General features: G+C 57.5%; 23 protein-coding genes. 3 read left to right on the top strand and 20 right to left on the bottom strand.

Annotated features, from left to right (window positions below; genetic code table 11):
* Positions 1–69 precede the first annotated feature (69 nt).
* Positions 70–843 (bottom strand): SOS response-associated peptidase, encoded by a 774-nt coding sequence (locus IEW73_RS09180; protein WP_188673639.1) that lies wholly within the window; start codon positions 841–843, stop codon positions 70–72.
* Positions 844–929: 86 nt separating this feature from the next.
* Here IEW73_RS09180 and aroA point away from each other — a divergent pair, with 86 nt between their 5' ends.
* Together aroA and rsgA are read left to right on the top strand one after the other, a co-directional pair.
* A complete protein-coding gene (gene aroA / locus IEW73_RS09175; protein WP_188673638.1) occupies positions 930–2201 on the top strand; it encodes a 3-phosphoshikimate 1-carboxyvinyltransferase in 1272 nt (423 codons plus the stop codon).
* Entirely contained in the window at positions 2198–3184 is a 987-nt protein-coding gene (rsgA, locus tag IEW73_RS09170) for a ribosome small subunit-dependent GTPase A (protein ID WP_188674966.1), read from the top strand. Before aroA ends, rsgA begins: the two co-directional genes overlap by 4 nt.
* A gap of 32 nt (positions 3185–3216) precedes the next feature.
* Here rsgA and IEW73_RS09165 read toward each other — a convergent pair whose 3' ends face one another.
* The 4 genes from IEW73_RS09165 to IEW73_RS09150 all read right to left on the bottom strand — a co-directional run bounded on the left by IEW73_RS09165 (position 3217) and on the right by IEW73_RS09150 (position 7814).
* Entirely contained in the window at positions 3217–4542 is a 1326-nt protein-coding gene (locus tag IEW73_RS09165) for a fatty acid desaturase family protein (protein WP_188673635.1), read from the bottom strand.
* Positions 4543–4633: 91 nt separating this feature from the next.
* Entirely contained in the window at positions 4634–5746 is a 1113-nt protein-coding gene (locus IEW73_RS09160) for a ferredoxin reductase (protein WP_188673632.1), read from the bottom strand.
* A 93-nt stretch (positions 5747–5839) separates the two neighbouring features.
* The gene (locus IEW73_RS09155) at positions 5840–6400 is read right to left on the bottom strand and encodes a DUF6912 family protein (RefSeq protein WP_188673629.1); all 561 of its coding nucleotides are present in this window, start codon (positions 6398–6400) and stop codon (positions 5840–5842) included.
* A 10-nt stretch (positions 6401–6410) separates the two neighbouring features.
* Positions 6411–7814, bottom strand: coding sequence for a WS/DGAT/MGAT family O-acyltransferase (locus IEW73_RS09150; RefSeq protein WP_188673626.1), 1404 nt, complete (start codon positions 7812–7814; stop codon positions 6411–6413).
* Positions 7815–8207: 393 nt separating this feature from the next.
* Between IEW73_RS09150 and IEW73_RS09145 the strand changes: the two genes are divergently transcribed.
* Positions 8208–8720 (top strand): Rv3235 family protein, encoded by a 513-nt coding sequence (locus tag IEW73_RS09145; protein ID WP_188673624.1) that lies wholly within the window; start codon positions 8208–8210, stop codon positions 8718–8720.
* Positions 8721–8863: 143 nt separating this feature from the next.
* On the opposite strand, the gene secA is transcribed toward IEW73_RS09145, so the two are convergent.
* From secA to IEW73_RS09070, 15 genes are all read right to left on the bottom strand, one after another.
* Positions 8864–11701: a preprotein translocase subunit SecA gene (gene secA, locus IEW73_RS09140; protein WP_188673621.1), complete on the bottom strand. Its 2838-nt coding sequence runs from the start codon at positions 11699–11701 to the stop codon at positions 8864–8866.
* Between the two features lie 148 nt (positions 11702–11849).
* Positions 11850–12584 (bottom strand): ribosome hibernation-promoting factor, HPF/YfiA family, encoded by a 735-nt coding sequence (gene hpf / locus IEW73_RS09135; protein WP_372433583.1) that lies wholly within the window; start codon positions 12582–12584, stop codon positions 11850–11852.
* 254 nt (positions 12585–12838) lie between these two features.
* The gene (locus IEW73_RS09130) at positions 12839–13540 is read right to left on the bottom strand and encodes a ComF family protein (RefSeq protein ID WP_188673610.1); all 702 of its coding nucleotides are present in this window, start codon (positions 13538–13540) and stop codon (positions 12839–12841) included.
* Positions 13541–13622: 82 nt separating this feature from the next.
* Positions 13623–15389, bottom strand: coding sequence for an MtrAB system accessory lipoprotein LpqB (lpqB, locus tag IEW73_RS09125; RefSeq protein WP_229675887.1), 1767 nt, complete (start codon positions 15387–15389; stop codon positions 13623–13625).
* Positions 15386–17185: an MtrAB system histidine kinase MtrB gene (mtrB, locus tag IEW73_RS09120; protein WP_188673606.1), complete on the bottom strand. Its 1800-nt coding sequence runs from the start codon at positions 17183–17185 to the stop codon at positions 15386–15388. Before mtrB ends, lpqB begins: the two co-directional genes overlap by 4 nt.
* Positions 17182–17859 carry an MtrAB system response regulator MtrA gene (gene mtrA, locus IEW73_RS09115; protein WP_188673603.1) on the bottom strand — a complete coding sequence of 226 codons (678 nt, stop codon included), beginning with the start codon at positions 17857–17859 and terminating at the stop codon, positions 17182–17184. The genes mtrB and mtrA overlap by 4 nt, the downstream gene beginning before the upstream one ends.
* Before the next feature lie 88 nt (positions 17860–17947).
* The gene (locus IEW73_RS09110; protein ID WP_188673600.1) at positions 17948–18613 is read right to left on the bottom strand and encodes a dTMP kinase; all 666 of its coding nucleotides are present in this window, start codon (positions 18611–18613) and stop codon (positions 17948–17950) included.
* Positions 18613–20082, bottom strand: a complete 1470-nt coding sequence (gene ahcY / locus IEW73_RS09105) for an adenosylhomocysteinase (protein WP_188673597.1) — start codon at positions 20080–20082, stop codon at positions 18613–18615. The genes IEW73_RS09110 and ahcY overlap by 1 nt, the downstream gene beginning before the upstream one ends.
* A gap of 127 nt (positions 20083–20209) precedes the next feature.
* Positions 20210–20848 (bottom strand): TetR/AcrR family transcriptional regulator, encoded by a 639-nt coding sequence (locus IEW73_RS09100; RefSeq protein ID WP_188673594.1) that lies wholly within the window; start codon positions 20846–20848, stop codon positions 20210–20212.
* Between the two features lie 48 nt (positions 20849–20896).
* Positions 20897–22171, bottom strand: coding sequence for an NAD(P)/FAD-dependent oxidoreductase (locus tag IEW73_RS09095; RefSeq protein WP_188673591.1), 1275 nt, complete (start codon positions 22169–22171; stop codon positions 20897–20899).
* A complete protein-coding gene (locus tag IEW73_RS09090; RefSeq protein ID WP_188673588.1) occupies positions 22168–22353 on the bottom strand; it encodes a rubredoxin in 186 nt (61 codons plus the stop codon). The genes IEW73_RS09095 and IEW73_RS09090 overlap by 4 nt, the downstream gene beginning before the upstream one ends.
* 170 nt (positions 22354–22523) lie before the next feature.
* Complete coding sequence (locus IEW73_RS09085) at positions 22524–22688, bottom strand: rubredoxin (protein ID WP_188673585.1); 165 nt, start codon at positions 22686–22688, stop codon at positions 22524–22526.
* Between the two features lie 14 nt (positions 22689–22702).
* On the bottom strand, positions 22703–23962 hold the full coding sequence (locus tag IEW73_RS09080) for an alkane 1-monooxygenase (protein WP_188673582.1): 1260 nt from the start codon (positions 23960–23962) through the stop codon (positions 22703–22705).
* Between the two features lie 271 nt (positions 23963–24233).
* Positions 24234–25484 carry a mannose-6-phosphate isomerase, class I gene (manA, locus tag IEW73_RS09075; protein WP_188673579.1) on the bottom strand — a complete coding sequence of 417 codons (1251 nt, stop codon included), beginning with the start codon at positions 25482–25484 and terminating at the stop codon, positions 24234–24236.
* Positions 25484–26605: a tobH protein gene (locus IEW73_RS09070; protein ID WP_188673576.1), complete on the bottom strand. Its 1122-nt coding sequence runs from the start codon at positions 26603–26605 to the stop codon at positions 25484–25486. The genes manA and IEW73_RS09070 overlap by 1 nt, the downstream gene beginning before the upstream one ends.
* Between the last annotated feature and the right edge of the window lie 8 nt (positions 26606–26613).

Genomic DNA, 26613 nt, shown 5'->3' with positions numbered 1-26613 from the left:
ATTTTGCTGACTGTCATTTCAGTGCAACACCGATCAAGCCAAGTTTTGTTCCTCATCTACATTGAACAGCTAAAACAAGGTCTCCGAATCAGATCCTGCGGCGGCAGAACTGGAAACGGCTTCGATGAGTTTTGGGCTGTCATTGCGGACACTATTGACTAGTGTGCTGACCTGACGGACATCGATTTGCTCCGCAAACTCCTCGCCTGGATTGGTGAGCAACACATCCGGAGCAGAGGCGTCTGGGTCGAGCCACTGGTCCCAATGATTCGGCGGAAGCATCAGCGGCATCCGATCATGAACGCGTGCCAAGGCACCCGCTGCCGCGGTGGTCAACACCGCGCAACTCAAAAGCACATGGTCGTCGTCTGGGTTTCGCCACGCAGACCACACACCGGCGGCGAAGAGACGTTGACCATCCGCCCTGGACATAAAGTACGGAATCTTCACTGGTCGGCTGCGCGTCGCACTTTCCTGTGGAACCCACTCATACCAACCCTCCATTGGCACGAGACAGCGATGTCGCGAGTAGGCCTGACGAAAGGCAGGCTTGGTTGCCACAGACTCAGAACGCGCATTAAACAGCAGCGGCCCTGACTGAATCTGTTTCGCCCATACCGGAACGAAACCCCACCGCATAGCCCGAATCCGACGACGGACGTCGCCCGTAGCGTCCTCCGGGGCGTCATCCGATCGCTCATGCCGATCCACAACCGCAGCCACCGTTGACGTCGGTGCGATGTTGTAGCCGACCCGCACTTCGTCGGGTTCGGTTTCGTCAATCGCATCAAGTTCGGCGGCAAGTGTCGCTGGATCCGCCGTTACCGCGTATCTCCCGCACATAATTCCATGGTGGCACGCACAGATCATTTCGACAGTTGCAAGCGCGAAACTCGCGGTGATGTCCGGTGATGCGCAAAGATATGGGCATGACTTTATGGAGTGCACCCCATCATGAAGAGCCCTTGGAGGCAGTCGTTGCCGTGCCGGGGTCAAAGTCAGCCACTAACCGTGCTCTGATCCTTGCTGCTCTCGCGGACGGCGAGTCACACATTGTTGGCGCACTGCGTAGCCGCGACACCGACCTTATGATCAATGCGCTCCGAACACTCGGGGTTGACATCACGGAAGCTGGCGACGGCACCGACCTCACTGTGCGCCCCAATGATATTCGCGGCGGCGACGTGGATTGCGGGCTCGCCGGTACCGTGATGAGGTTCCTTCCCGCAGTGGCTGCCTTCGCCGACGGCGACGTGCACTTCGATGGTGACGAACAAGCACGCGTCCGACCACAAAGTGTCACACTCGATGCGCTGCGGGCACTTGGTGTCACTGTCACCGGAAATGCGCTTCCTTTTACCGTTCACGGCCAGGGCGCCGTTCCAGGCGGGGATATCACCCTCGACGCATCCGGGTCGTCACAATTCATCTCAGGGCTACTGCTCGCTGCGGCGCGTTTTAGCAACGGGGTCACTATCCGGCATTCCGGCGGCAGAGTTCCGTCAACACCCCACATCGACATGACAGTCGCAATGCTCGCCCATGCGGGTGTCACTGTAAACACCCCTGAGCCAGCGGTATGGCAAGTGGAACCAACGACAATTCGGGCCAGTGACTGGGTAATTGAACCGGATTTGTCCAATGCGACACCATTTCTTGCCGCAGCCGCTGTCGTCGGTGGTTCCGTAACTGTCCCCCATTGGCCGACCCACACCACACAAGCTGGTGATCACATCCGCGGAATCCTCGCCGACATGGGCTGCTCAGTGAACCTCTCCGACAGCGGGCTTACTGTCACATCAAGCGGGGAGCTTCAGGGAATCGACGCGGACCTCAGCGACGTCGGCGAGCTCACCCCCACTATCGCTGCCCTTGCCGCGCTCGCGAGCACCCCTTCGCGACTGCGTGGCATCGCTCACCTGCGTGGGCACGAAACCGATCGCCTAGCGGCGTTAGCAACTGAAATAAACCGAATCGGCGGCAATTGCGAAGAGACAGCCGACGGCTTGTTCATCACACCGGTCACACTGCACGGTGGAACGTGGCACTCCTACCACGACCACCGCATGGCGACCGCTGGAGCGATCCTTGGTCTTCGGGTGCCGAACATCAAGGTCGAAGACATAGGGACTACCGCGAAGACATTGCCTGGGTTCGAAAAAATGTGGGCACGCATGCTGCAAGGTGGCGATGCACTCTGAAACGCCGTGTTTATGACGAGTCAGATGTTCGGATTCGTCCCGGAAAGCCGACACGCCCGCGCACCAAGAATCGACCAGAGCATCGAAATGCTGATCGCGCCATGGTGGTCTCGGTTGACCGCGGGCGGTGGGGCTGTGTCCTCGATAACGAGGATCGTTTCGTCATTGCTATGCGCGCCCGCGAGCTCGGTAGAACCCCCATCGTGGTCGGCGATTACGTCGAGATCGTCGGTGATACCTCAGGGCGTCCCGACACACTTGCGCGGATAATCCGCCTCGAAGATCGCTCCAGTGTTCTGCGGCGCACTGCGGACGACACAGACCCGTATGAACGCATCGTCGTAGCCAACGCGCAAAAGCTACTCATCGTTGTCGCAGCGGCAGACCCCACACCGCGCACCGGGTTCGTTGAGCGTGCGCTGGTCGCCGCGTACGTTGGCGGCATCGAACCCATCTTGTGCGTCACCAAAAGCGACCTCGCAGACCCGGCTGAATTTACCCGTCACTTTGACGGTCTGGACCTGACGATCGTCCACGGCGGCACGCACAATCCAACCGAACCGATCCTTGAGCTGATCACCGGCCAGGTTACTGCGCTCATTGGCCACTCCGGTGTGGGCAAGTCGACGCTGGTCAACCGACTCGTTCCGGACGCTTCGCGAGCGGTCGGTGTCGTCTCCGGGATCGGCAAAGGGCGTCACACATCGTCGCAGTCCGTAGCACTTCGCCTCCCAGGCGGCGGTTGGGTCGTTGACACCCCAGGCATTCGATCGTTTGGGCTAGCGCACATTGAAGCCGACGATGTCGTGAAGGCGTTCGATGACCTCGCAGATGTCATCGAACAGTGCCCGAGAGGTTGTACACACCTAGGTCCACCTGAGGACCCTGAATGTGCGTTTGACACCCTTAGTGGGGCTGCACTTCGGCGCGCATTAGCAGTTCGTGTGCTTCTCGCCGCACTCGCCACAAACGACAGTTGGTGACCGCACACGGTGTCATCGGTGCAAGCCCGACATTAGGCTGCAACCGCGAAGCGTTCCGGCGTACCTGCGGAGTCAGGTGACGTACCCGGTGTGAGCCCGCTGATCACCTTGCGCAGCGTGGGTACGATCTTGCGGCGCTTCTTGGATGCCTCCATGGCCGTGCGTAGCCCGCGCCGAACGCCGGTGGAAGGGTCGGGGCCGATGAAGGTGTCTTTCAGTCCTCCGCGAATTCGGAATTTAAGTTCCGAGTTTGTTTCTGGCGCATCATCAGAGGTTCCCGTGAGGAACCGATCCGGCAGCGCAAGTTTTGTAATGGTGCGCCATGTCTGAAGGTACATCTTGGGAAAGGACTCTTGGGTATACGGGAGGTCGTACTTATCCGCGAGCTTCTGGACGCGTTCGGACACTTCTTTGAGACGGTTACTGGGCATGTTTGGGTACAAGTGATGTTCGATCTGATAGCAGAGATTTCCACTCATGAACCGCATGAGGGGACCAGCTTTGAAGTTCGCTGACCCCAGCATTTGCCGTAGATACCATTCGGCGGGCGTTTCGTTCTTGTACTGCTCTTTGGTGAATTTTTCCGCACCGTCAGGGAAATGCCCGCAGAAGATGATTCCGTGAGCCCAAACATTGCGAATAACATTTGCGGTGACATTCGCAGCGAGGGTCGTCAAGAACCCTGGTCCAGTAAGCAGTGGGAAGAAGAGGTAGTCCTTGGCGACCTGCTTCTTCATCTTGTGCAGTACTTCTTTTCGTTCTTGTTCAAATTGGTCTCGGTCTTTGTGACCGGCAAAAACCTTCGCCAATTCGAGGTGTTGCACTGCGACGCCGTACTCAAATAGCAGTGCGAGAAGTAGGTTGTACACAGGGTTGCCGAGGTTGAATGGCGTCCATTTGCGGTCGCGGGTGACCCGGAGCAACCCATAACCAACGTCAGGGTCTAGTCCAACGACGTTGGTGTACTTGTGGTGGAGGAAGTTGTGGGTTTGCTTCCAGTGGGCCGATGGGTCACTTATGTCCCATTCCCACGTGGTGCTGTGAATTTCTGGGTCGTTCATCCAGTCCCACTGGCCGTGGATGACGTTGTGCCCGATTTCCATGTTCTCGATAATTTTTGAGATCCCGAGACCCACCGTGCCAAGCAGCCATGCGGGAGGAAACCAGCTTGCGAATAGCACTGCCCGGCTTGAGAACTCAAGCGTGCGCTGCAATCGAATGGCGTTGCGAATGTACTTTGCGTCTTTGTCGCCGAGGGTTGATTCGATGTCTGACCGGATCTGATCGAGTTCGCGCCCCAGAGCTTCAACATCAGCTTCAGTGAGGTGTGCGTACTCTTTGATATCAGTGATCGCCATCTGTCATCATCCTCAGCAGTCCAGAAGATCAGTACCTACGTTGACGTAGGTTACTGGACCGTAGGTTACGGCAGCGTAAGTGTGACACAAATCACAATTCGAGCGAACAATCCCCCGCCGCGACCGAAATGCAGGTCTTCACACGCTCACCAGCACCTGCCTCACGGCCGCTCCTCAGATCACGCACAAACCCACTACCGAGCCCAGCAACGCATGTGTGGCAAATACCCATTCGGCAGCCGAACGGCATCCGCACACCCACCTGCTCGCCAGCCTCAAGCAATGTTGTCGCGCCGTCCACCTGAATAGACTTACCCGACCGGGCGAAACTCACCGTCCCGCCTTCCCCCGCGTACTCAGTGCGATCAATGGTGAACCGCTCGATATGCATATGCTCACGCAGCCCAGCAGCACTGAAGTGATTTTCCATCGCTTCAAGCATGCCCGGAGGTCCGCATACCCACGCCTCCCTCGACCGCCAGTCAGCGACGACGCCTTCAAGCATCTCGGCGCCAAATATGCCCTGCTCATCAGTGAGTTGGAGATGGAGTCGATAGTTGCGCTGCTCCTCGTAGCCTGCCAACTCCGCGGCGAACATCACGTCACCAGCAGTTCGTGCCGAGTGGACGTGCACCACATCGGGATCTACCCCACGATGTACGAGTGTTCGCAACATACCGATTACCGGAGTAATTCCACTGCCCGCCGTGATGAAAAGCAGCTTTGAAGGCGGCGGATCCGGGAGCACAAAATCTCCCTGCGGTGCCGCAAGGCGAATGATCGTTCCCTCCTTGACGCCACCAACAAGGTGCGTCGACAAGAACCCCTCCGGCATTGCCTTCACCGCAATAGAGATCTTGCCGCGAGACTGCGTCGGTGGGCTCGTGAGCGAGTACGAACGCCAATGCCACCGGCCGTCGATGTGCAACCCAATGCCGACGAATTGCCCCGCACGATAACGGTAATTAAACCCCCAGCCAGGCTTGATCACAACAGTTGCTGAATCTGCCGTTTCCCGCTTGACGTCCACGATTCGGCCCCGCAACTCGCGAGCTGACCATAGTGGATTGATGAGGTGAAGATAGTCATCCGGAATCAAAGGCGTGGTTAGTCGCGTGAATGCTGCACGCGCCTTATCGAGCTGTCGAGACCCGGCATTCGGTATGTCTTCGACGGGCTTCTCCAGCCATTTCCACAGTTTCATTTGCAGCCTTCCACGGAATACCTACGCAAACGTAAGTTACGGTGACGTAGGGAATGTGCCGCTTCGCATACTACCGAAGACTGACCTGCAGCATTAGAGGAGCTCAAGCAGGAAATTCAACTCTTGCGTCGCATACCACGCAAAATCGTGGTCCTCAACATCACCCAAGGCAAATTCGGCATCCGGGTCACCCAAGTCCGCCTGATCAATCACCTTCACCGCCGTCGCAACCGCAGCCTCAGCGCCCACCAGATCAATATGCGCGCTCGCCACGTCACTCATGCGTATCGGACCAGACACCTTAACCACGGCATCGTCGAGATCGGAACGCAAGGTCACCGACTCAACGTCCGCAACAAGTACAGCCCGCCGGAAAAATGGTGCCTGCTGAGCTTCATCGGTATCCGATGCATGCGCGCCAGACTCACCCGCTCCAGACTCAACCCACGCATCCACCTCCCCCGAAAGCAACCGCAACGAGGCCCTGCCGGCATCACGCATCGCCACTTCAGCAAGCTCCTCGTCGTCACCCGACACATAGGACTCACGAAGTGCGGGTGTCACCGCAAAAGCAGTACCACCCAGTGGAAAAATCTGTTGGTCGACCACAAACTGTTGGAGCATCCGGATCGTCACCGGGATGTAGATCCGCATTCGCTACCCTTCAACTGCACGCCTCGCGAAGTTCATCGAGAGATTCATTCAACATTGCCGCGAAGATGTCCACATCAGACATCGCACCGCGATCTGCATTCAACCCAAAATAGATCCGCCCGTTGTACGACGTCACACCAATAGACAACGCCTGATTCTTCACCAACGGCGGCACAGGAAACATCTCAGTCATCCGAACACCCGCAGAATACAACGGCGATTGCGGACCCGGGGCGTTGGTCACGATCAAATTGAACACACGCTGCGGGAACGACGTTGCAACCCGAGCACCCATCGCGTGCAAGGTTGCCGGCGCAAACCCGGAAAGCTGCACCAAAGTGCCAGCATCCACAGAATGCCCCGAATGCGCATGCACCTCTGTCGCATGCGCCACCTGCGACAACCGGACAACCGGATTGGGCTCCCCCACCGGCAAATCGATCAGAAACGACGACACATTGCGACGAGCATCTGGACCGATACTTTCGAGACCACCCTCGAGATACACCGCCATGGGAACCAAAGCACGAACGGTCGTCGAAGCTGACACCGGTTCACCGCGCGAAACCAACCAGTTTCGCAAAGCACCCGTAACCACAGACAAAACCACATCATTGACCGTGCACCCGTACCGCGCCCGAATGCGGCGGAAGTCGTCGAGCGAACAAGACGCAACCGCAAATCGGCGATTCCGAGAAATCGTCACATTCAGCGGGCTCGTCGGCGCATTGCTCGCGGCAGACCATGCGATCGACATCAATTTGCCCGCACCCTGCGCAACTCTGCCGACCGTCGCCGACACATCCTTCGTAGCCATCCGCAATGTCTGAACACCATCACGGGGGCGCGACACAAGATCCATGACCGCACCCGCAAGGAGCCGAACATCTCCAGGCTCCCGCTCCGGCATCCACAAGTCATCAGCCAACTCAGCGGGCTTAGGCTTGCGATCGAAAATAACCTGGCCGATTTCCATGTTGTCAATGCCGTCAACAAGGGACTCATGAGACTTGATGAAAATCGCGGCCCGACCGTTCGAGAGCCCCTCAACCAGATACATTTCCCACAAGGGGCGCGACCTGTCCAACGGCCGCGAAATCAGACGCGCAATCAGATCGTGGAGTTGTTCATCGTCGCCTGGCCGAGGCAACGCCGACCTACGCACGTGATAGGTGATGTCAAAGTCAGCATCATCAACCCACACGGGGCGGCCCAAACCGCGGGCAACCTCGCGAACTTTCTGACGATACTGCGGCACTAATCCAATTCGCTGTTCAACGAGGTTGAGCAAACTGTCGTAATCGAGTTCGTCGTCCGAGTTCTGAAAAATCGCCAATGTCCCCACATGCATTGGCGTCGTGCTCTCTTCCATGTAATAGAACGAGGCATCCATGTTGGACAGTTTTCTCACCACAACACGACCTCCCGGACTACCTCGTTCTGACGCAACCCACCGCAACGCCGCGATCCCAACGCGAGCGCTGCGGGCTTTAGGTCCACGACACCCCCGATGTGGCGGCGTGAATACACCGTCACCAAACCTGTAATCTCCCTCACTTGCGCACCCAATGTGCTTTTGCACCACAGATTACCTGGTTCCCGAAATGTTTGTTTCTTAGACGAATCGGCACGTCGCACTACGGCAGGCAAACACGGTAAGCTACGCCCATCGTGTTCCTCTCTGCACGACCCCTACCTGGCACTCCGCTAGCTGGGATGACGCCCGCGCTGGCACACACCGGGCAGTTACTTAGAGAGGAACAATTTGGTGCATTCGCCTTCGAAATCGGCAACCACACCACCAAGAATGAGCTGCACGAGTCCGCGTTTCGCTGCTCTGCTCCGCACGCCGAACTACGAACCGCGCCCTGGCCTCACTAAATCCGGCGTACCACGTCCGTGCCGAGCGCGTAGTGAATCGCCAGCGGGCGCCACTGAAAATTCGTTTGGACACCGCCTGGCACGTCATCGCAGGAATACGCCCAGCCCGCACGAACAGGCGCTTGTGGTCACCACGGCAACATTTCGGCTAGTCGCCGACGTTCTCGACAAGCGACGGAACGCTAACTCGCTCAGTAGGTTTGTCACCGCACCCGTTATGCGCAGCCTGGCAGTGCATGCCGATGCATTGCCGCGACCCGCAGCAGACACACCACTGTCTCGACTCATTCGGGCTCATTGTCGGCACGTCTCCGCGACTGCCTGCGAATCTTTCGGAACTGTGTCGCGAAATGGGCGAATCTGCGCCATTGCTGCCAGGTTCGAAAAGGACCCTAAGTCCGGCAATGTCTGGTTATGCACAGAAATAGCCTTGGGTTGAACTCTGACCTGGGCTAAGCAACGACCTGGGTTAAACAACAACCTGGCTAAACGGAAGTCCCGCCCAACACCGCCGTCTCACGCATTGCTACGCGGAGGTGTTGAACGGGACTTTCGAACTCGATCGTTTTCAGTCGGTGGAATCTAGCGGCGAAGGTTCTTCGTCGCCTTTTTCTTCACCTTGTCAGCTTGACGACGCGCACGACGATTCACGGTCATGCCTTCTTCGTCTGTGCTCTTGTCCGATCGCACCTGTGCGTCACCGGTCTCTGACGGTCCGCTGTAGGTGAGACGGGACGGCTGACGTTCATCCTCAAGCCCCCTGGCGCGCAGTTGCGCTGCGGGTGAGGCAGCCGCCCCAGCAGCTGCGCCCTGCGAAACAGGTGCCGCGCTCTGCTGCGCTCGTGACGCTGCAGCTGCTTGCGCTAGCGGGCTAGCGCCCGCCCCAGCGAGCCCACCCGCTGGTTGAACAGTGCGAGCGGGCTGCTGTTCAATCGCCACGTTGAAGAGGAAGCCAACAACTTCTTCTTTAAGACCATCGAGCATGCCTACGAACATGTCGTAACCCTCGCGCTGGTATTCAACGAGTGGATCTCGCTGCGCCATCGCACGAAGACCGATGCCTTCTTTCAGGTAATCCATTTCGTATAGGTGCTCGCGCCACTTGCGATCGAGCACAGACAACAGGACGCGCCGCTCCAGTTGGCGCATACCGCCCTCACCAGCGATTGCGTCGATGTCTGCTTCACGCTTTGCGTATGCCGCATGCGCATCCTTGAGCAACGCATCGAGCAGTTGCTCGCTCGTCAAGTCCCGATGATCACCCACCTCAGTTTCACCAGCAATTTCTTGCCACCCGAAGCTCACGGGGTATAGCGTCTTCAGCGCGGTCCAGAGCTGCTCAAGATCCCAATCTTCGGCAAAACCTTCGGATGTCGCACCGTTGACGTACGCAGTGATGACATCGTTAATCATGTGGCTGATCTGGCCGTCAAGGTCTTCACCGCGAAGAATACGGTTACGTTCCTTGTAGATGATCTTGCGCTGTTGGTTCATCACTTCGTCGTACTTGAGGACGTTTTTACGAACCTCGAAGTTCTGCGTCTCTACCTGCGTCTGCGCTGAGCGGATCGACCGCGACACCATTTTTGACTCAATGGGGACGTCTTCTGGCAGGTTCAGACGGGACATGATCACTTCTACTGCCCCGAACCGCCGCATCAGCTCATCGCCGAGCGAAAGGTAGAACCGTGATTCGCCGGGGTCACCCTGACGCCCCGAACGACCACGCAACTGATTGTCGATACGGCGCGATTCGTGGCGTTCCGTTCCCAGCACGTACAGGCCACCCGCGGCGCGTACTTGCTCCGCTTCAGCAGTTACTTCGGCACGAACCTCGTCGACCTTCGCGTCCCAGCTAGCTTGATATTCTTCGACGTTTTCGACCGGGTCTAGGCCCTGCTGGCGAAGACGCGCGTCGAGAATGATCTCTGGGTTACCGCCGAGCACGATGTCAGTACCACGGCCAGCCATGTTCGTCGCCACCGTCACTGAACCCAAACGTCCGGCCTCAGCGATGATCTGCGCCTCTTGCTCGTGATACTTCGCGTTAAGCACACTGTGCTTGATCTTCCGTTGCTGCAGAAGCGTCGACAGATACTCAGACCTCTCGACACTCGTTGTGCCCACCAACACCGGTTGCCCCTTGGCGTGGCGCTCCGCAATATCGTCGGCCACCGCATCAAACTTGGCCTGCTCGGTCTTGTAAATCAGATCCGCCTGGTCAACACGCTGCATGTCGCGGTTTGTGGGGATCGCCACCACACCAAGGCTATAAATCTGGTGCAGTTCTGCCGCTTCGGTCTGAGCCGTACCGGTCATGCCCGAGAGTTTGTCGTACATGCGGAAGTAGTTCTGCAAAGTGATCGACGCCAAGGTCTGGTTCTCAGCCTTGATCTCAACCCCTTCTTTCGCCTCAATAGCTTGGTGCATGCCCTCGTTGTAGCGGCGCCCAGGCATGATGCGGCCAGTGAACTCGTCAACAATGATGACGTCGCCATCGCGCACAATGTAGTTCTTGTCGCGCTCAAAAAGTTCTTTCGCCTTGATGGCGTTATTGAGGTAGCTCACAAGCGGTGAGTTCGCTGCCTCATACAAGTTATCGATCCCGAGTTGGTCTTCAACAAACTCAACTCCGGCCTCGTGCACACCGATGGTTCGCTTCTTGATATCGACCTCGTAGTGCACGTCCACCTTCATCAACGGCACAATTCGAGCGAACTCGCCGTACCATTTCGATGATCCATCAGCGGGACCAGAAATGATCAGCGGTGTACGGGCCTCATCGATCAGAATTGAGTCCACTTCGTCGACGACGGCAAAGTTGTGGCCACGCTGAACCAGATCTTCGATTGAGTGGCCCATGTTGTCACGCAGGTAGTCGAACCCAAATTCGTTGTTCGTACCGTAGGTGATGTCGGCCTTGTACGCGTCGCGGCGCTGCGCCGGAGTCATCCCAGACAGGATGGTTCCCACTTCCAACCCGAGGAAACGGTGAACGCGACCCATCCATTCGGCGTCACGTTTAGCCAAATAGTCGTTTACCGTCACGACATGAACGCCCTGGCCAGACAACGCATTGAGGTAGGCAGGCAGGACACAGGTAAGGGTCTTACCCTCACCCGTTTTCATCTCCGCAATGTTGCCTAGGTGCAGCGCTGCACCACCCATGACCTGCACATCAAAATGCCGCTGCGAGAGCACACGTGACGAAGCTTCCCGCGCAACGGCGAAAGCCTCAGGCAAAAGGTCGTCGAGTGATTCGCCAGCTTCATATCGACGTTTGAACTCGTCAGTCTTGGCGCGCAGTTCATCGTCCGACAGCTTCTCCACGTCGGGCGAGAGCGTCGCAATATGGTCGGCGATAACTTTGAGCCGCTTGACCATACGGCCTTCGCCTACTCGCAGCAGCTTCGAGAGCATGTACAGGTTTCCTCAATCGTCGTCGTGACAGCATGCCCCAGCAGAGTTATTGCCCCACAGGGATCGCAGTCCTGTCATGGAAAGTCCGGCTAGGGATACACCTAGCCGGACTCCATGTTAGAGCGCGGATCGCAATCCGTCGCTTTCCTCAGGCCAGCCTGATCAAACCGTAGTCGAAGGCGTGGCGCCGGTACACTACCGACGGCGTATCTGAATCCACGTCGTGGAACAAGTAGAAGTCGTGCCCGACCAGTTCCATTTCGTACAATGCTTCATCAACAGTCATAGGCTTCGATGAGTGCACCTTGGTGCGCACGATGTGCCCAGGTCCTGGATATTCATCAGCCTCATACTGCCCATTTGTCGAGACGTCGGCTTTTAATGACTCGGCTGAGTCGGCGGTACGCCGAGACGAAAGCTCCGTTTCAGCGAACGAATTTGTCAAGTCCGCCGTTGCTTCAGCAACAGATATGGGTGTTCGGGTGCCGTGATGCACTTTGCGGCGGTCTCGGTACTTGCGAAACCTACTTTCAAGCTTGTCGGCGGCCATTTCTAGAGCCGCGTAAAAACTCTCCGCCGACGCTTCGGACCGGATTACGGGCCCTTTGCCTCGCACGGTGATCTCTAGTCGCTGGCACCTCTTGGCCTGGCGACGATTCTTTTCGTGGTGTAGTTCCACGTCAAATAGGTAAACATCGTGGTGGAAACGCTCAAGCTTGGTGAGCTTCTCTTCCACATGAAGCCGGAAGTGATCCGGAACTTCGACGTTTCGCCCTTTCACGACAACGTCGGCATGCTTGATTTGGTCCTCGGCATCTTCATCTTGAAGTGCTGTTTCGCCATTGCGTGCTCGTACGAGAGCAGCTTGTGAAACGGTCGACACTGTACCTCCCAGATTCCGCTGGCCCTCACTATGGAGTCCAGCTCGCATTGCGAGTGTGCCGGGATGCTGCCTGTCCGCACCCGACACTTTGGATCGATGAACTCACCTCCCAAAACGCCGTGTAACGGGTTGTGAACGCGACGGTAGTCCGTCGTTTCCTTCTCCGCTACCAATACCGCGGAAATGACTCAATTTGTTTCCATTTCATTGTCCCACGCAGCACAAACCGGACAAGGAAAATGACACTCAAACTTCTACGATGCAGCAAATACGACGGCCGCCGTCACAGTGACACCGTGGCGGCGCAGCACTGATGCCGACTCGCGAAGCAACGCTCCCGTGGTGACGATGTCATCGATCAGAATCACATGCGGCGATCGCTCCGCTACGGCGCGCAAGACTGTGCCCGCATTGCGTCGAAGAACCACTTTGCCCCTCACATTGACGACGCGCTCAGCGGCAGTCAACCCAACCGCGTCGCGAGATCCAAGTCGCAATCGCAAAACCTCCGCGACGTCAACGCGTCGGTCGCCAAACTCCTCCCCAATCCCCCAAGCAAGATCACGCACAGGATGCGCGCCGCGCTTACGGTGGGCTAACCATCGACTGGGCGCCGGAATCAGCATCACTGGCGTTGTGTCACCAACAAGCCCCGAAAGTTCACCATCCGTGAGCAGTGAAGCCAGCGCGTAGGCAAGGCGGTGCACCAAGACTGGTTGCAGATCAGTCCGGCCATGTTCCTTCCATTGCACCAACGCGCGCCGAATCGCGCCCCGGTAGGGCGTTACCGACCACACAGGCATGCCCGTGTCGAATCGCGTCTTGCAGCGCGTGGGTGCCCACCCGACAGCGTCGTCGCAAACCGGACACCAGCGAACTGACGGTGTCGCGCAACCCGCGCACTCCAGGGGCACAACCAAATCGCCAAGCGCACGCAACACAGGCATAAAACTCATGTGCGGCACGTTTTCACACGCTGACCCAGCACACATTGCCTAGGCAGATTACCTGTGGATAATCCCACGTTGTGGAAAGCGCTTAGCCGGGCAGTACAGGTTGGGCGTCGACACCCATGAGGCGAGGTACCTCACGCCAGAATCGCTCGCCCTCGGCTTCATCAGGCCCCAGGCGCAGAACTCCCCGACTGTCGGCCACGTACTCAATGGATGGCGACGCATCCACCGCGGTCACTGGTGGCGACAGGTTTCCTCGAGGAAGCGCATCAACCCGGGAACCGTCTGCAGCAACCCTGGCAACCGGGGCTTCGACAGTATTTCGCACCACAAGCAGGGAGTCTGCGGTTCCCCAGTCCAGTGCAACCGCAGTATCCGTGAGGTTCAACGCCACCGGCTGTGGATTCACCAGCGTGAACTCACCCGGCGACGGCTCTGCAACAACAGCAACAAAAACTCGGCCACCAACAATGAACGCCGCTCGGACACCATCGGCGGCCAGACGGAAGCTGGTTATTTGCCCCTGTAAGGCCGACAGTGAACCCGATTCAACGTCAACTGACACAAGTTCACCTGTCGTGGGATTGCGCACCACACGTTGAACGTCAGTTCCATCAACAACCACCCATACTGCGTTATCGTTCGCAGACCACGTAGGCCGCGTCAATGACGATCCTTCAGCAGCGACGGCCAGCGAGCCCCCATACGCCCCGACAAGCAATTGATATGCGGCGCCTTCGGATTCAGAGTTCCGACCCACAACGGCGACGAACCTGCCGTCGTGTGAAATCGCCGCAGCCTCAGCGTTGTCTAATGCGCCTGCAGTGCCAGGAACCGGGTTCACTGAAGTGTCGGTCACAGCAACTAGTGCCCCGTCGACAACCGCGTGCAACCCGACTTGTGCATCAGTGCCGCCGTGCGGATCCATCAACGCAACGTCTTGGCGCGTCCACCCAGATGCAGTTTGCTCATCCAGCGGGGCTCCATCTGCTTCGATGACGTACGGCCCAGGTATGTCGGCACTATCAAGCGTCCATACAACTTGTGCGGCCAGTCGGCGCCGTTCCTCAGCAGTCGCTGACCCGAGGCCCTGGAAGTCCATCCGTACACCGCCGAGCCCAATTCCCACCTGTGTGGTGCGCCCGTCGACCTTGGTGATTGGCCCGCGTAAGCGAACGTCGCCTGAGAACTGGGATGACACACCTGGAGCGAGTCGAGATGAGGGTCCGTCAATCAGCATCGCCATGAGCTGCGGAACTTTCTGCTCCTCTGTCACCGATACCCAGCGCAGGTCAGGTACAAGTCGCTGCCCTGTCGAATCGAGGAAATGAACGGCCAAGCGTTCGTAGCTACTGAAAAAATGGGGTCGTTCCATAATTACCCCGTTGGACAACTCGTCGATGCGCCATTCACCATCGACCAGGACCGCTGTTATTCGCGTTTCTAGCGTGCCTTCTTCCGCCGTGAACACACCATCGGCGCTAAGTTGACCAACTTTTTCGGCTCGCACCGCAAAGGTCGCTGTGTCTGACGTCCGCAATCCCTCAGACAGCACGTCCACCCTGCTCGCAATTACTGTGCTAGCCGAATCGTTCCACTGGCTGTCAGCTTGTTCGGTGAGGAACTTGCGTGCCGCAGCATGCCGCTGAGCGGGCTGCGCACTCGCGCGAATGAACTCCCGAACCAGCGGGAATGCGTCAATGCCTGGAGTCGGTTCTGGTACGGCTGTTGTAGCTGCCTCTCGCGGAATGGTCCCTATCGCACGGGGCTGGGACTCCGTCGGGAGCGCGGTGCATCCCACGAGCAGGACCATTATCGACACCACGACAGTGACAAGGGCTCCACGTTTCACCGGTAGAACTCCCCCCGATATGTGGGCGATCCCGAATCTGCGGGGCCATTATCCAACGTGGAATCGCCACTGTGGTAACGGATTACGCCTTCACGCGTGTCAGCGTCAGCGCCATCGGGTCCGTCAGTGTCGCTTGGGCTGTGCGGGCCATCCTGGCTATCGCTGCCAAAAGTTGGCACATCCATATCCTGCGGGTCAGGCTTAAGCGGGATCGGTGTTGTCGTCACTCGTCGGCCGCGTTGCAGAGGCAGAGCAAGCCGGAACACTGAGCCATATCCGCGCTCACCCCATGCTTCGAGGCGACCATTATGGAGACGAGCATCCTCCACACTGATGGCCAGACCGAGGCCCGTGCCACCTGACCGGCGCACGCGGGATGGATCTGCGCGCCAGAATCGATTGAAGACGAGTTTTTCCTCTCCGGCTTTGAGCCCCACTCCCCAGTCACGCACGATGACGGCCATAGTGTCGGCGTCGGCGCGCATGCGCAACAACACCGGGTTTCCTTCACTGTGATCGATTGCGTTGGCGAGCAAGTTGCGAACCACGCGCTCAACACGCCTCGGATCGACCTCGGCGACGATCGCCTCATCTGGCAAGTCAACGATAAGTCTGATGTGAGCGTCTGAAGCAAGGCGCTCCACTGTGGCGAGAGCCGCTCGGACTGGAGAGCGAACGTCGATTTGTTCTGCCGACAATTCCGCAACACCTGCGTCGTGGCGACTGATCTCCAGAAGGTCTGCCAGCAGACTTTCAAAGCGGTCGAGTTCGCGCATCATCAGTTCTGCTGAACGCTCAAGCATCGGGTCGAGATCTTCGCGGCTGTCGTAAATAACGTCTGCCGCCATGCGCACAGTGGTCAGTGGCGTTCGAAGTTCGTGGCTCACATCCGATGTGAAACGTTTTTGCAGGTTACCGAACTCTTCGAGTTGGGTGATTTGCCTGGAGAGGCTTTCCGCCATCTCGTTAAAGGACATGGCAAGCCGCGCCATGTCATCCTCACCACGAACCGGCATCCGTTCTTTAAGTCGGCCTTCCGCGAACCGTGACGCGATCCGCGCCGCCGATCGAACCGGCAAAACAACCTGGCGGGCGACGAGCAAAGAAATCGCCGCTAGGAGCACTAGCAGCACGGTTCCACCGGTGACGATAGTTCCCCGCATGAGCGCGAGGCTACGATCTTCACTTTCTAATGGAAAGACCAAATACAACTCGAGTGCAGGAATGTCCGACGCAGTTGGGGTACCCACAATCAAGGCAGGAACGGCATTGTTTTCCGCATCCGGCACCGTTGAGTAGATGTAGGAGATTTGGCCTTGGCGGACGTAGTCGCGCAATGATTCGGGAATCTGCTCGACTGCCCCACTTGTGATGAGGGACTGCGTCGCATCCGCCTCAGCAATAAGCACAGGAGTCCACAGGCCCGCACCACCCGAGGCGCCTTCACGCTCCGCCTGCCAGTTCAATGCAGACCTCGCGCTATTAACCCGGCCTTGCCTGGACGTCGTCTCCCCTGCTCCCGACAGTTCGCGTTGCACAGTTTGTCGCGCAGAATCGAGTTGCTGCGTCGCGGCAGCAAGCTTTGCCTCCAACATGCGCGTCACAAGCTGGTTAGTCAGCGCGAAACCCAATATCAGGATGACCAGAAGAGACAGCACCAAAGTGGAAGTGACGACCCGCAACTGCAGTGAGCGACGCCACCAGTGCCCTAGCGCTGCCCCAACCGCACGAAACCTACGCACCCATCGTGTCGTACGCCCATTAATTTTGCGCCGGGTACGGGCGCGACCGATCACGGCGGTCCGGCCTTGTATCCAACCCCCCGAACCGTCAAGACGACTTCAGGCTTCTCGGGATCGTTCTCGACCTTTGCACGCAAACGCTGCACGTGCACATTCACCAAACGTGTATCAGCGGCGTGTCGATAGCCCCACACCTGTTCAAGGAGGACCTCGCGGGTAAATACCTGACGAGGCTTCCGAGCCAACGCCACGAGCAAATCAAACTCGAGGGGCGTGAGGTTGATCATTTCCCCTTCACGCGTGACCTTGTGCGCGGGAACGTCAATCTCGACGTCGCCAATGCTCAAAAGTTCGGCGGGTTCGTCCTCGCGGCGACGCAGGCGAGCGCGCACACGAGCAACCAGCTCTTTCGGCTTAAATGGTTTCATCACATAATCGTCAGCACCAGACTCAAGCCCCAACACAACGTCGACCGTGTCAGTCTTTGCGGTCAACATGACGATGGGAACCCCAGAGTCAGCGCGCAAAACTCGACAAACATCAATGCCATTCATGCCTGGCAGCATCAAATCTAGAAGCACCAGATCGGGACGGATATCTCGAACAGCACTTAGTGCCTGTGTGCCCTCGCCCACGACGTAGGGGTCGAACCCTTCACTGCGCAAGACGATGGTCAGCATCTCTGCTAGTGCTGCGTCATCGTCGACAACCAGAATCTTCGGCTTCATACCCATATCGTTACACTTAAATGCCGCAACGGGCGGCTCCGACACGGCCGGCGCGCCGCATCAACACAACTACCTCCGCTGCTATTAACTACTGTAGCCGCGCTAAGCGTTGCGTGCAGGAGTCAGCAAGTTGCTCTGCCGCAGCTGCAGGATCAACCCCATTTGGAATCACGGACCATTCAGACACCCATTCGCTTCGGGCAAGTTCCGCGTAAACACCAGCGGTTCGGCTTTGCAACGTGCTGTCCCGTTCATACGCATCCCGATCCCGGCCCACTTCCGTGGATTCACGGTATTGCGCTCGATCCTCAGCAACTGACACTGGCACATCGAGATACACCTGCAGCGTTGGAATAGGCAAGGAGAAGCGCTCAAATTCAAGCTGGCGAACCCATTCGACTAATCCGCCATCCATTGACTGATGTGACCGCGCAGCACTGTAGGCCGCATTTGAGGCGACGTAGCGGTCCAGGACGACGACATCGCTTTCGCGAATCCGCTCTACAAGGTCACGCTTAGCCTCGTAGCGGTCAAGCGCCCACAGCGCCGCCATGGCATTAACGGATTCGAACAAGTCACCGTGCTCACCGCGAAGCGCCTCAGCCGCAATATCTGCAGGTTGCGACTTCCCGTATCGCGGAAACGCGAGGTCACTCACGGTCAGGCCCCGGGAAACGAGAGCTGCACAAAGAGCTTGCGTCAGCGTTCGTTTCCCAGAGCCGTCAAGACCTTCAACGACAATAAGCACACCCATCAGTAGCGGTAGTGCTCCGGCTTGTAAGGCCCTTCGACGTCAACGCCGATGTATTCAGCTTGGTCCTTCGTCAACTTCGTCAGACTGCCACCGAGTGCTTCAACGTGGATACGCGCGACCTTCTCATCGAGGTGCTTCGGCAAGCGGAATACCTCGTTGTCGTACTCGTCGGGCTTAGTCCACAGTTCGATCTGCGCGATGACCTGGTTTGAGAAACTGTTGCTCATCACAAACGAGGGGTGACCAGTGGCGTTACCGAGGTTCAGGAGCCGACCTTCGGAAAGCACGATGATTGTGTGTCCATCGCCGAACGTCCACTCATCGACCTGCGGTTTGATGTTGATCCGGGTCGTTTCCGGGCTCCGCTCGAGCGCGGCCATATCGATCTCGTTGTCGAAGTGCCCAATGTTGCCCAGAATCGCCTGGTGCTTCATGGACTTCATGTGGTCGAGAGTGATGACATCCTTGTTGCCCGTCGAAGTAATGACGATGTCAGCGTTGTGAATCGCTTCTTCGACTGTGACGACGTCGTAGCCGTCCATGAGAGCTTGCAGCGCATTGATTGGGTCAACTTCAGTGACCTGAACGCGTGCGCCCTGCCCCGCCAACGATTCTGCACAGCCCTTGCCGACGTCGCCGTAACCGCAAACAAGTACCTTTTTGCCGCCGATAAGCACATCGGTGCCTCGGTTAATCCCATCAATAAGGGAATGGCGGGTGCCGTACTTGTTGTCGAATTTGCTCTTGGTGACCGAATCGTTGACGTTGATCGCGGGGAACGTCAACTCGCCAGCAGCTGCGAACTGGTACAGACGAAGCACGCCGGTGGTGGTTTCCTCGGTAACACCCTTTACCGAATCTGCAATAACCGTCCACTTGGTGGCGTCTGCAGCAACCGACGCACGGAGCAGCTCCAGGAAAACCTTGTACTCATCGGAGTGCTGATCCTCATCAATCGGCGGTACAACGCCTGCTTTTTCAAACTGGGCGCCGCGCAACACCAGCATTGTGGCGTCGCCGCCGTCGTCGAGAATCATATTTGCTGGGCCAGAACTTGCAGGCCATGTCAGCGCCTGCTCTGCGCACCACCAGTATTCTTCGAGCGTTTCACCCTTCCACGCAAACACGGGGACGCCTTTGGGCTCATCGGGTGTTCCATAGGGGCCAACAACAACGGCGGCAGCCGCGTGATCCTGGGTGGAAAAGATGTTGCAGGAGGCCCACCGAACCTCGGCGCCCAAGGAAACGAGGGTCTCAATGAGCACAGCGGTCTGGACAGTCATGTGAAGCGAACCGGTGACGCGGGCACCCTTCAGCGGTTGCACCTCTGCGTACTCACGCCGCAATGCCATAAGGCCAGGCATTTCGTGCTCGGCGAGACGAATTTCTTTCCGCCCAAACTCCGCAAGCGCAAGGTCCGTTACCTTGTACTCAATCCCATTCTTGACGTCTGCAACTAGCGCCGACATTGGTGTACCTGTCTTCTTCGTTGGGTCGGAGTCCGACCAGATTGTTTGCTTGCAGGGCGTGTGCACGATTTACTGCTGCGCCATTAAACAGGCTATCGGGATTTTCAGCTGATTTCACATGCAAGGCTTACGCCTGCGGCTGAGAGGCCTCGCCCCGCGCCAGAGCGTAGGCATTCTCCAGATAGGGGGTAACAAAGTCGGTGAAGTCCTCCACCATCGTGTCAGGCGTCATCGGCGGAATTGCAATGAAACTCAGCGCGATGCGGCCTACGTAGGTGGCAGTGACCTGAGCTTCCCGTTCGTTAAGTTTGGGCCAGTTGCACTGCATGATTTGCGCTAGCCGTTCAACGGCGCGCTCAAGCACAGGCCAACCATCAGTTGTGATGAGGCTGAGGATTTCGGCTTTCGCTCGACCAAGCAGCGCCCACCGAACCGCGGGGTCTTGGGTCGCTGCGCTGAGGAAGCGCTGGAAAGCATCACTAATTGCGCCCCTGGCATCACCAGGATGGTTGACAACAGCTTCATTAACTTCGTCGAGAAAGTGGTCTACGAGGCGCAGAATATATTGCTGAGCTACGCCTTGTCGCGACTCGAATTCGTTGTACAGCGTTTGACGGCTCACCCCAGCGTTGCGGGCAACCTCCGCCATGGTGATGTCCGACCACTCTTTTTCGTCGAGCAATTCCCGAACAGCATCGAGGACTGAGTCACGGAGAAGCCTGCGTGCTGCTTCTTGATAGGTTCCACGGGAACGGCCAATGGGCATAGTCTAGACAGTAGTCAAAACTATGCCCAGTGTCAAAGCCTTAGACAACTACTTGCTGTCGTTGTTGCGGGAACCAACAGGAATCGGTGCCGTACTCGGAACGCCCTCTTCAAGAACCTTGCGGCGAATGAAAGGAGCATCCTGAATCAGCGCTTTCGCGTTACGGAACTCTTTCGGACGCCCCATCGAAATGACCCCGACAAGGCGATCGTCACGCAAACACAACATCGTGAAGTCATGTGCATCCAGGTCGCCATGCACGATGAGTTCGTCATCAGGAGAAGGCCATCCAGCGATCTGGAGGTTCTTTCCGTATTGCTTGGTCCACGACCATGGCACATCCGCATACGGTGTAGGCATTCCCAGGATGGATCGTGCCGCATGCGCACCCTGCTCCTGCGCGTTGCTCCAGTGCTCCACCCGCTGCATGCCACCGAGCAGGAGGTTCGGGAACATAGCCACGTCGCCTGCCGCGTAAATATCGGGGTCGGAAGTACGACAGAACTTGTCGACGATGACACCGCGGCGACCTGAAGTGTCAACCGCTAGACCGGCCTCTTCTGCAAGCTCAACATTTGGCGTCATGCCAACCGAAATTAGTGCCGCAGACGCCTTCCATGTAGTGCCGTCTGGCGAAACCGCAGTGACACCCTTCGGCGTCACATCTAGACGGTCTAGTTCCACATTTGTGTGCAGCTTTACACCGTTGTCTGTGTGCAGCTTGGAGTACAAGTTTGAAATCGACTCTGGCAGCACTCGAGCGAGCGGACGCTCTGCAGCTTCGAGGAGAATGACATCGGAACCTAGAGCCCGCGCCGTTGACGCGACCTCCGACCCGATCAAACCGGCTCCAATGATCAGCAGCGGACCTTTAGTTTCAATCGCTTTCCTCAGCGCAGGAACATCTGCCATGTTGCGCAGGTAGTAGACGTGCGAATCACTAGAGGCCTCAAGCCCCGGAATGGCACGTGGGCGACCGCCGGTAGCGATGAGCAGCGCATCGTAAGGCTGCTCACGCCCATCCTGAAGGACAATAGTCTTGTCACCAGGCTTGATCTCAGCAACTGAAGTTCCAGCAAGGATCTCGACTTGCTGCTCTTCCCAGAAGCTGGGTGGGCGTAGCCTCGATCGCTCAGTGGTAACAGTGCCTTGCAGAAGTTCCTTCGACAATTGTGGGCGCCGATACGGGAACTCAGTGTCGGAGCTGACCATCACCACCTTTCCGCTGAAGCCCTCTTTGCGCAAGGTTTCAGCGGCGGTTGCTCCACAGACCCCGGAGCCGACGATGACAACAGTTCCATCTGGCGCTATCCGTTTGCTCACGCGCGGGAGACCTCGACCATTTCAAAGTCAGACTTGGCTGCGCCACAGTCAGGGCAGCTCCAGTCCTCAGGGATGTCGTCCCAACGCGTGCCGGGAGCGATACCGTCCTCGGGCCACCCTTCAGCTTCGTCGTATTCAAATCCGCACTGCAGGCAGCGATAGAGCTTGTACTCGACACTCATGTTGTTTCTATCTCACATTCCGTTGACGGCGTTGTCATCACGCGGTTGTCATCACGCTGTTGTCATCACGCGCTTCATGTCATCACGCGCGGGATGTCGTGTGTTGCATATTGCAGCAAACTCCCAGCCTGCGGAGCAGTGACCTGCTGCGGGCTGGGAGTGGTGCTTACTTAAGACGCGGGTTCGAAATCAACCTTTTCACGAACACCGCAGTCCGGACAGGGCCAGAAGTCTGGGACATCCACCCACAATGTCCCTGGTGGGAAACCTTCACGGGGGTCCCCCTTTTCTTCGTCATACACGTAATCGCACACTGTGCACTTGAATGCGCTCATCATTATCCGACCTCCTAGACGGTGTCAGCTGCTGCTGGTACACCATACTTGGCGAGAATTTTGTCACGTTTCTTAGGTTCAATATTAGCCTGCGTGACATCGCCGTCGTAGTGGTCCAGAACTCGCTTATCCATTACAGCTCGCCACACCGGTGGGATGACAGCCAAGACGATCATGGATGCATAACCGGCAGGTAGCTGCGGCGAACCCTTCATGCTGCGCAGAATTTGGTATCGACGCGTCGGGTTGGCGTGGTGGTCGCTGTGGCGCTGCAGTTGGTATAGCGCGAGGTTGGTGACAAGGTGATCGCTGTTCCAGCTGTGGTGCGGTGCGCAGCGCTCGTACCGGCCAGTTGGGAGCTTCTTGCGGCGAAGACCGTAGTGTTCGAGGTAATTCACAACTTCAAGCAACGAGAATCCGAAGACTGCCTGGATGATCAGGTACGGCAGCACGTTGAGGACGCTGTAGTTCGTGAGAACTCCCGCGAAACTGAGCGCCTGGAGCACGACAAGGATTCCACCAAAGAGAACCACCGACATCAACCATGCGTTGATTACGTCGTTCTTGAGAGTCCAGTGGGACTTACTAAGGCGCTCGAACCGGTTCTTCTCGATTTCCCACGCAGAAGTGATTGCGCCCTTAACGGAGCGTGGCCAGAAGCGGTAGAACGATTCGCCAAGACGTGAGCTCGCAGGATCTTCTGGTGTCGCCACGCGTACGTGGTGGCCACGGTTGTGCTCGATGAAGAAGTGACCGTAAAACGACTGTGCAAGGACGATGCGGGAGAGCCAGCGTTCGTGCTCTTCCTTCTTGTGGCCCATTTCGTGCGCCACGTTGATGCCGATACCTGATGTGATGCCGACTGTGGTGGCGAGGCCGATGCTTTCAAATACGGAGAGGTTTCCGGTGGCCCACAGGTAGATGGCAAGTCCAAATCCGATGTACTGGAGTGGAATGTAGGCGTATGTAACCCACCTGTAGAACTTGTCTTGATCGAGTTCGTCCATCACTTCATCGGGTGGGTTTTGCCCGTCTGCGCCGAAGACAATGTCAAGCAAAGGAATGAGGCCAAAGACGATGACGATGCCCGCCCAGTAGAAGAGGCCGATTCCAGTGAGTGATACTAGGGCCACCGCGATAAAGACAGCCGCAGCTGGAACTAGCGAGAAGATCCATAGGTAGCGCTTGCGATCACGCCACTTTTGTAGATCTTCTGCTGCGATGTCGGCGGGAACTGTGTCCCCACCAAACGCATCTTGCGTCGATGCAGTCATTACATCAAACCTAACTTTGTCAATGCACTAGACCCCGATGTCTTAGCAGCTTGTCCACTTGACTATAACCGCCAAACCGTTTGCTAGCTAGACAGGGCTCCAGGTTTTGTCTAACTGTATCGATTCAGTCTTTAACTGGAGCTAGCACTCAGCCAAAAAGAGTTAACGCCAGCTAGCACAACGGCCCCAAACCGCGCTCGCAAACAGTTTTGGCACAGGAGTTTCTAAGACCTCGAGCTTTACGGGACTCGGGTTTTATGGAACTCGGGTTTTATGGAACTAGGGCGCGAAAGACCTGATCGTGAGCCGTCCGAGCATGAAGAACGACCTCAGGATCTACCGCAGATACCCACACAGCGCCACCTTGCGGAATCTCATAGACACTGCTGCCGCACGTCGCTGTGACACTCCCCCGAGTGCATACAACAATCTGTGGACCAGTGCTTGCAATACTGTGCGACACACTGTGGTGCAGACCCGTCGCGTCAAGGTCAATGCGCGACAGTCGAAACTCACTGGTCGGCGTGGAATACACCCGCTCGGCGGTACCACCAGGGTCAGCATTGCGCAGTTCGACAGGCGTTACGTCCAGAGGATGGAAGTCCACCACACGCATCAACTCAGGCACATCGACGTACTTCGGCGTTAAACCGCCACGCAACACATTGTCGGAGTTTGCCATCAGTTCCACGCCCACGCCATACAAGTAGGCGTGGAGGACCCCCGCTTCAAGGAAGATTCCCTCCCCTGGCTCAAGAGTGACGTGATTGAGCAACATAGCAGCGAGAACGCCCGCATCGCCTGGGTAGCGTTCGACCAGCTGCAAAAGGTTTTTCACCGTGCCCGCGAACTCAGCGCCGCCCTTCTCGGACAAGTACCTAATGCAGTTCGTTGTCACATCATCGAGCAACTCGCTCAATTGCGCCTGAGGGAGCGTTATCCACGTCGTGAAGAGTGTCCGTAAACCATCAGAGTCCGGTTGACCTGCAAGAATGCCACAATAGTGTTCCAGCTTCGGGCAATCAAGCGCCCGAAGTAGCCGCACCGTTTCGTGCGGATCACGAAACCCTGCCATCGCAGCGAACGGAGTCAGCGCAACAATCAGTTCAGGCTTGTGGTTCTTGTCCTTATAGTTGCGATTGTGCGCCGCAAGTTTCACTCCTGCTGAATTCTCTCGCGCGTAACCGTCTTGCGCCTGTTCCCGGCTCGGATGAGCCTGCAACGAAAGAGGCTCCTCCGCGGCGAGGATTTTCATCAGGAACGGCAGTTGCTTATCAAACCGCTCGCATACGTCGACGCCGAGTTCGCTCACCGGGTCGGAATCAATCAGCGAAAGCAAAGTTGAGGCCTTATCGACACCCACCGAGTCACCACCCACCAACCTCGCTGGATCCGCCGGGTGGGCCCCCATCCACAGTTCAGCTTCAGGATGATCGGTCGGAGACGGAACGCCTCGAAGCTGTGCGAGCGCTGTTCGCGAGCCCCACGCGTAGTTGCGCACCGCACACTCAAGGGCATGCATCAATGCGACCTCACTAACTGTGTATAAACCGCAGCCAAATCCAACCTCGCGCACAGCACAATGAACTCACCCAAATGCGAAAGCTCGCTAGCTGGCGGCCCACCCTCTTGAGGGGCGCCCGATTCGGAGGATGGAAACACTGGTGGCGACAGAGGCTCGACTGACGTTACTTCCGCAACTGATCCCATCAGTGCGCTCTGCCGTTCAACATCCGGACGGTGATGCGAGTCGGTCAGGACAACGACCCGAAGAGGTGCGTCAACAGTGCCACCATCAATTTCGGGGTCATGAAAAATGGGATCGACATCTGCGGCTAAGGACGCAACTGAAAGCCCCGAGTATGCGCCCACGACATCACGAAGGTCGGCGTCAGCAGTAATGATGTGCCCCACCCGCAGCATTGTCGCCGAACCATGCGACGCCACTGCACGCGACTCCGCAGAACCGTTGCTGAAGATCACGCGATGCCCGAACATGCGACCAGCCAGCGCTTTGGCGGGGTTCTCGAAAAGCTCGCGTTGAGGATGGCTCCTTAGCGCCTCGTGATCAAGCATTTCAGCGAGTGCTCGCAGGTCAAAACCCAGCGCGTGCTCGTCAATCTGCTGCATGACTGCGATGAGGACTGCCGCGTAACCTGCAGTCGCGAAACTTTCGGGGACAGCTACACGCGGTGGCATCGACAAAGTCCGGGAAGCAGCCACCGCACGCATAGGGCCTTCCAAAGGTGTGGCGATGACAACTTCGCAACCCCACCGCACGGCTTTGTCCACCGACTCAACGAGCACAGGGTCCCCTGGATCGTCACCGACAACGAGCACGACGTCGAGAGCTCCGCTCCAGGGCGGCAATTGGTGGGTGACGACAACGGGAAACCCCACTCGATGGGCAACATTGTCGACGACGAGGCGCATCGCAGCGATTGCGACTCCCCTGCGCGCAAGAACAATAAGTGAACGCGGGCGAAGCGCTGACAGAGGACGCAGTGCGCCTTCCGCAACACTTTCGGCAACAGATCGGACCTGCGCTCCCGATGTTGCGGCGTGACGAAGGTATCCGGACTGGTCGGCCGAAATCAGGGCAGCAGCATCGTCGAAATCGATGCTCGGTGCGAGTGTATTCACTGTCGCCA

It is taken from the genome of Hoyosella rhizosphaerae (assembly GCF_014643175.1).
Taxonomy (GTDB): domain Bacteria; phylum Actinomycetota; class Actinomycetes; order Mycobacteriales; family Mycobacteriaceae; genus Lolliginicoccus; species Lolliginicoccus rhizosphaerae.
This window is presented reverse-complemented; position numbering and strand designations above follow the sequence as displayed.

What these genes read in the sequence shown, in the direction of transcription:
- IEW73_RS09110 (WP_188673600.1), bottom strand. Translation starts at nt 18,613, where the DNA reads ATGGGTGTGCTTATTGTCGTTGAAGGTCTTGACGGCTCTGGGAAACGA.
- IEW73_RS09080 (WP_188673582.1), bottom strand. Translation starts at nt 23,962, where the DNA reads ATGACTGCATCGACGCAAGATGCGTTTGGTGGGGACACAGTTCCCGCC.
- IEW73_RS09085 (WP_188673585.1), bottom strand. Translation starts at nt 22,688, where the DNA reads ATGAGCGCATTCAAGTGCACAGTGTGCGATTACGTGTATGACGAAGAA.
- IEW73_RS09145 (WP_188673624.1), top strand. Translation starts at nt 8,208, where the DNA reads ATGAGCTGCACGAGTCCGCGTTTCGCTGCTCTGCTCCGCACGCCGAAC.
- manA (WP_188673579.1), bottom strand. Translation starts at nt 25,484, where the DNA reads ATGCATGCCCTTGAGTGTGCGGTGCGCAACTACGCGTGGGGCTCGCGA.
- ahcY (WP_188673597.1), bottom strand. Translation starts at nt 20,082, where the DNA reads ATGTCGGCGCTAGTTGCAGACGTCAAGAATGGGATTGAGTACAAGGTA.
- secA (WP_188673621.1), bottom strand. Translation starts at nt 11,701, where the DNA reads ATGCTCTCGAAGCTGCTGCGAGTAGGCGAAGGCCGTATGGTCAAGCGG.
- IEW73_RS09100 (WP_188673594.1), bottom strand. Translation starts at nt 20,848, where the DNA reads ATGCCCATTGGCCGTTCCCGTGGAACCTATCAAGAAGCAGCACGCAGG.
- IEW73_RS09180 (WP_188673639.1), bottom strand. Translation starts at nt 843, where the DNA reads ATGTGCGGGAGATACGCGGTAACGGCGGATCCAGCGACACTTGCCGCC.
- IEW73_RS09090 (WP_188673588.1), bottom strand. Translation starts at nt 22,353, where the DNA reads ATGAGTGTCGAGTACAAGCTCTATCGCTGCCTGCAGTGCGGATTTGAA.
- aroA (WP_188673638.1), top strand. Translation starts at nt 930, where the DNA reads ATGACTTTATGGAGTGCACCCCATCATGAAGAGCCCTTGGAGGCAGTC.
- IEW73_RS09130 (WP_188673610.1), bottom strand. Translation starts at nt 13,540, where the DNA reads ATGAGTTTTATGCCTGTGTTGCGTGCGCTTGGCGATTTGGTTGTGCCC.
- IEW73_RS09160 (WP_188673632.1), bottom strand. Translation starts at nt 5,746, where the DNA reads ATGAAACTGTGGAAATGGCTGGAGAAGCCCGTCGAAGACATACCGAAT.
- IEW73_RS09155 (WP_188673629.1), bottom strand. Translation starts at nt 6,400, where the DNA reads ATGCGGATCTACATCCCGGTGACGATCCGGATGCTCCAACAGTTTGTG.
- IEW73_RS09165 (WP_188673635.1), bottom strand. Translation starts at nt 4,542, where the DNA reads ATGGCGATCACTGATATCAAAGAGTACGCACACCTCACTGAAGCTGAT.
- mtrA (WP_188673603.1), bottom strand. Translation starts at nt 17,859, where the DNA reads ATGAAGCCGAAGATTCTGGTTGTCGACGATGACGCAGCACTAGCAGAG.